Below are 6000 nucleotides of genomic sequence, written 5' to 3'. Positions count from 1 at the left end.
CTCTGGGTCTGCGCCTGTGGACTGCATGACGGTTTCTGGCGCGTTTTCCGGGAAAATGAAGTACACCAGTGCAGCTAGTGCGAGCCCGAGCACGATTCCAAACGCTTGGCGGTGCCATTCGCGTTGTTCACGGATTTCGGTGTCTTCGCCAGCCGCCTGCGAGGTGCTCTCTTGGATATCCGGGGTGGACACGTCGATCCCCTCCTTAATTTCTTTTGTGTGGAAGGCGCGTTCGACCAACTGGTGTGCGCCTAGTCATTATCAATTAGACCAATCAGCACTCTGACAATATCCCGCAACCCGCATCACAGAAACTCTAATCGGCGAAAAAGGCCACTTTTCGCCCGTTTAGGTACGTTCGGGTTAACTATTTCACTAAGTTTTACCCCAAACCGGGGGCGTTTCCGGAATTAAGCAATCTTTTATACACGCCCGCTTTTCGCTTTTCGACGACCCCTGCGCCCAGCTCCCAACGCCTAAATTCCAAGGACCGCCTTGGCGATGAGGAAGTAGATAATCAGGCCCGCAGCGTCGCAGAAAGTGGTAATGAACGGGTTGGAGAAGACTGCCGGGTCTGCGCCCACGGCCTTGGCAACGATCGGCATCGCACCACCAACGGTGGCGGACATGGTGCACACCAGGGTCAGCGTCGTACCGATCACGATGCCGATCGGCAAGCCATAGACCGCCCAGGCCAAAAGGAAACCGGCCACACCGAGCACCGCGCCAAGAATCAGACCCACGCGCGCTTCGCGCCACATCACCAGACCAATATCGCGCTTTTGCACATCCCCCAATGCGAGGGAGCGGGTGACGGTGGTCGCCGCCTGGTTACCAGTGTTACCACCGGTGCCCGTCAGCAGCGGAATAAACAGGGAAAGGACCACTGCTTTTTCCAGCGTGGATTCGAAGGTGTCCAGCACCTGCACGGTGAGCAGCGCCGATACCGCCAGGACCGCCAGCCACACGATGCGCGAACGGACCAGGCGCATCACCGGCGTCGATAAGTACGGGCGGTTCAAAGGTTCGGACGCACCGGAGCGGGCGGAGTCCTCGGAATCCTCGCGCTCCTGAATATCGTGGGCGTCGTCGAAAGTAAACATGCCGACAAGCCGGTCGGACTCGTCCACCACGGGCATCGCCAGAAAGTCCAGAGGCAGGAACCAGCGGACAGTCTCCTCCGCATCATCGGTGGCATAAGCGTAGACCGGCTCGTCGATAAGCTCCCCGATCGTCTTCGACCCATCCGCGGTGAACAGGGACTTCAGCGAGGTCACGCCGACGAGCGTGCGGTCGTGCTTGACCACGGGCAGCGTGTAGATCGTCTCGACGTCCTCGGCGATGATGCGCAACAGCTGCAGAGTCTCCTCCACCGTGTACTCCGGGTAGATCTCGGGGACCTCGGGGGACATGTGACGCCCCACCGTGCCCTTCTCATAGCCTAGGACGGTATAGGTGGCGTCCTTATCCTCCGAGTCGAGCGTGCGCAGCATTTCTTCGGCGATCTCGGCGGGCAGCTCATCGAGAAGCTGTGCGCGGTCTTCCGGGCCCAGCTGGTCGAAGTATTCGGCAGTGGCATCGGAGCCGAGGGCCTGGACGATATCGGCCTGGTGGTTCGGGTCCAGCGCATCAAAGACGGAGAGGAAGCGGGCGCGACTAAGCAGCCGCATCACCATCGCGCCGCGGGCGGCATCAGTGCGTTCGACGATATCGATGACATCGTTAATGCGCAGGTCTTTCAGCTGGTCACGGAGCTGGGCCAGTTCTTTGGAGTGGGCGTTGTGGGAAAAATCCTTGACGTTTTTCACCAGGACATCAATGTTGGTGTCTGCCATGGCCTAACCTCTTTCTTCCGCCGGGCATCCACGTAAGGATAGGCCAAAGAAAGGTATCTTAGGCAACTAAGCAGCTTAAAGATTGCGGGAGAGCTCCATCGCCCGTTGTGGGTCCAGCGCCGCGTAGTGCGGCAAGGGATCAATGCGCAGGGCCTCGACGTAGTTGGTCAGCTGTTCGCGCACGATCGCGTGGAGTTCTTCCACCTCCCACGGCTTGGCCACATAATGGTCTAGCCCCGCTTGGTTAACCGCGCGCACGGTATCTTCCAGCTGGGCTTGGCCGGTGACCAGCACTTTGCGGGTGGCGGCGGTGCGGTCGTCGTCCATCATCTGGATCAGAAACTCCACGCCCGTGGTGCCGGGCATGCGGTGGTCGCACAGGGCCAGGGCCAGCACGTCGCCGTCGCGATCGATCTCGTCGACCACATCCCAGGCGTCTTCAACGTCGGAGGCGGGTTCGATGCGCACCGTGTCAGCGAAAGGGAGCAGGTCACGCTCGATGGCGTTGCGGACCTCGGTTTCGTCTTCGAGGATCAGTACTGCCAGTTTCATTTAGTCCTCCTGGAGGGCGTTGGGCCCGTCGATCGGCAGGCCGACGATGACGCGCGTGCCGTCACCACCTGTCGATTCTAGCTGGATCGTTCCGTGGTGTTTGCTCACAATGGAGCGGCACACACCCAGCCCGATCCCCATGCCGAATCGCACTTGGCCTTGTTTGGTTGTAAATTTCGGTTCAAAAATGCGGTCGATCCGGTCCGCCTGGATGCCGGGCCCGTCGTCGATAATCTCCACCTGGATCCAGCCTTCGCGCGGCTGGGAGGTGCGGATGCTTATCGACGAGCCCGTCCCCGAATCCGCGATCGCCTCGGCGGAGTTGGCGATCAGGTTGGTCCACACCTGTGCCAGCTGCCCGGGCGTGCAGGTGATGTGCGGCAGGTCAGCGTAGTTGCGCTTCACCGTGATGTCCCCCAGTTTGTGGTTCATCAGGTGCAGCGTGTCGTCGATCCCCTGGTGCACGTCAACATCGGACACCGGGTCGCCGTCGGGACGCGCATAGGCGCGCAAGGATGCCACCAGCTCCGTAATGCGTGTCGACGCCGTATTCAGATTCCGCAGACTCGTGCCGATCCCCGCGGCGTTTTCCACCGCCTCAAAACTGACCCGGCGCGATTTATTCACTTCCCGGACAAAGTCCTCATCGCGCACGCCCGCCAGCACCAGCCTTTGTGCCAAGGCGCGGTCCCCGGTGATCTCAGCAAAGGTGTTGCGCAGCTGTCGCGCATTTTTTGTGCTTATCGACGAAGTATTCTTTGCTGCCTCGATCGCGGTCAGGGCACTGTTGATCGATTTTCTGTTGGTGGCCGTGCTCATGAGGGTGGTGATGTCGTCGTAAAGGTGCTCCGAGGTGCGCTGGATCGCTGCCAAGGGGTTATTGAGCTCGTGCGCAACGCCCGCGGCCAGTTCACCGAGGGAGGCGAAGCGGGCCTGCGCCATGAGTTCTTGGCGCGCGTCTTCCAGGTTCTTCAGTGCCTCGGCTAGGTTGGCGCGCTGCGTTTCCACGTGCCGTTTCAGCTCGAACTGTTCGATCTGGAGGTGTTCGGCACGCCGCAGGCGGCGGTCATAGGACTGCACCACCAGCGTTGTGAGCACCCGCGCTAGGTGCGGCTCTTTCTTTAGCAGGTAGTTGAGTTGTTCGACGGGTAGCTGTACGACGACCACCTCACTGGATGTGCGCGCGGTAAAGAAGGACACCGAAGAATTGGACAGCGCCAGCAGGCCGATCACGTTGCCTGTGGAGGCATGGTGCATCGTCTTCGGGCCTTGTTCCGTCAGCCGTTGCAGGCGCACCGTGCCGGAGAGGACGAAGATGATTTCTTCCACCGTGTCGTTTTCGCGGGTGAGGTAGGTCCCGGCCGGCATCGTGATGCGTGGCTGGAAGCCCAGGTGGTGGTCGGCGACGGCGATGATCTCGTCGATAATCTCCTTGTCGCTTAAGTCTTGGCTGAGCAGGAAGTGTTCGGGTTCCTCGTAGGTGCCGCGTAGCGCTGGTTCGGTCTCGGCGCGGGTGTGCCAGTAGCGGCGCAGCTGGTGGCGCAGGTTGTGGACCAGCGCGCCTTCTTTGATCTCTTTGATCTCGCCAAGGTAGATGAGCATGTCCAGGCGGCCCAGGTTGGTCAGCATGTCCAACCCGGTCACGCTGGGGGCGGTAGTGAAGACGACGATGCGCACGTGGTCGAAGCGATCGTCGTTAATGAAGTCCACCAGCGGGTGGTCGGGGGCCAGCCCATTGTCGTGCACGGTGACCGTGACCAGCGCCAGGTTGGCCAGCCAGTCTGGATTGGCGTCGTCGGCCATGAGGTCGGCGAGGCTGTCGGGGCTGATGATGTTGTGCATGTGGCCCAGCCGCTTGTGGACCGCGCTACGCACCGTGATCGAGGCATCAGATTTTCCGATGATCGCCAGCGTGGAGTGGGGAACCATCTACCCCACCACCCCAATCAGTTGCCAGTACCACGGCATCACCAGCACGAGCACCACGGTGGCCAGCGAGCCGACGACCAGGCCGACCAGCGCCATCTGCCCGATCTTGATTTCTCCGGTGGCGTAGGCGATCGCGTTGGGCGGGGTAGAAATCGGCATCGACATACCCAGCGACGTTGCGATAGCGACGACCACCGCCACCGTAATCGGATCGATTCCATCCAAGGATATGGCCAGCGACACCGCCAGCGGGACCAACAGGTTGGCCGCCGCGGAGTGGGAAATCACGTTGGCCAGGCCGAAGCCGATGGCGCCGAGCATTGCGATGATCGCCAGACCACCCATCGAGGCCCAGTCGACCGAACCGACCAGCCACTCATCCAGCCCCGTTGCGCCCACGCCGGTACCCAACGCGATACCACCGGAGACCAGCCACAGCACCGGCCAGTCCAACTTCTTGATGTCCTCGCCCTTCATCACCTGCAGGCACAGCAGCGCGACTACGGGGAAGAAGCCAACGATATTGGAGGAAATGCCGTGCAGTGGCTCCGTCATCCACAGCAGAATGGTCAGGCCTGCGATCACGTAGAACGTGGTCGCCGAGCCACTGGTGTTCCACTTCGGTGTCATGTCAATGTTGAGCTCTGCATCCGCCGGGATAAACACCAAGCACAAGAACACCCACGAAAATACCAGCACGACCAGCATGAACGGGATGGCCATGACCATCCACTCCACGAAGGACACCGAGATACCCTGCTCCTGCAGCGCGCCAATCGCAATCGCGTTTGGGGGCGTGCCCACCGGCGTGCCGATACCGCCCACGTTGGCCGCCAGCGGAATCGACAAAGCCACGCCCGCACGAGCCTTGCCCTCTGGCAACAGGCGCAGCAGGGGTGCCACCACCGCAAACATCGTGGCGGTGGTGGCGGTGTTCGACATGAACATCGACAGCAGCGCGGTGATGATCATCAGACCCAGCACGATCAGGCGTGCCTTATTGGGGAATGGCCGTAGCATCACCGCTGCCAGGTTCTTATCCAGGCCATATTTCTCTGCGCCATCCGCGATCATGAAACCGCCGAGGAACAGGATGATCACCGGGTTCGCCAGCGCCGCGAAGTAATCAGCGGCCGGGATAATGCTGTCCGCCAGTGCAGGATCCCCACCCGTGGGGTCTGTGACCGCCCCCTCAGAGACCAGCAGGACCTCCAGGAAGATCACCAATACCGCCGTCGCCGTCAGCGGAACGGGTTCGAGCACCCAGAACACGATGGCCAGCAAGAAGATGGACAGCATCCGTTCGCCGGGTTCAGCCAGGTTCGGGATGTCCACTAGGAAAGGGAGGAGAAAGAGCCCGATACCGAGGACGAACCCGATGATCTGCTTCGTCGAAAAGTGAACGCCCTGCGCCCGTTGCAGTGCCGGTGGCTTCTTTTGAGAGCTGCGACGGCGATTGACTTGAGGCGCGGACGATGGCTGTGCTGTGGACATGTCTTCTATTTTATCGACAGCAAAGCCGTACGCAGGCAGTTCGACAGTAGTTTAGGTAACACTTTTGCCTTGTGTGCCCTACCGCAGCCGCCCCCGGCCGTTCCCCGGCCCTCCCCAGCCACAAACTGCTGGAACTAAACTGTTGGAACAGGGCCGAAAAGCGCCCATCAACCGCCAAAACACGCCTGTT

The 6000-nt window shown here is 60.9% G+C and carries 4 protein-coding genes and 1 pseudogene; all 5 read right to left on the bottom strand.

From position 1 onward, the window contains the following. A pseudogene (locus tag B097_RS0110680) lies at positions 1–192 on the bottom strand (SLC13 family permease); the annotation flags it as partial. A gap of 284 nt (positions 193–476) precedes the next feature. Beyond that, positions 477–1835, bottom strand: a complete 1359-nt coding sequence (mgtE, locus tag B097_RS0110675; RefSeq protein WP_018582518.1) for a magnesium transporter — start codon at positions 1833–1835, stop codon at positions 477–479. Positions 1836–1910: 75 nt separating this feature from the next. Next, positions 1911–2387 (bottom strand): response regulator, encoded by a 477-nt coding sequence (locus B097_RS0110670; RefSeq protein WP_018582517.1) that lies wholly within the window; start codon positions 2385–2387, stop codon positions 1911–1913. Then, a complete protein-coding gene (locus B097_RS0110665) occupies positions 2388–4316 on the bottom strand; it encodes an ATP-binding protein (RefSeq protein WP_018582516.1) in 1929 nt (642 codons plus the stop codon). Next, positions 4317–5810, bottom strand: coding sequence for an SLC13 family permease (locus B097_RS0110660; RefSeq protein WP_018582515.1), 1494 nt, complete (start codon positions 5808–5810; stop codon positions 4317–4319). Positions 5811–6000: the final 190 nt, after the last annotated feature.

Origin of the sequence: Corynebacterium pilosum DSM 20521 = CIP 103422 (assembly GCF_000373805.1) — a bacterium.
Classification (GTDB): Bacteria; Actinomycetota; Actinomycetes; order Mycobacteriales; family Mycobacteriaceae; genus Corynebacterium; species Corynebacterium pilosum.
This window is presented reverse-complemented; position numbering and strand designations above follow the sequence as displayed.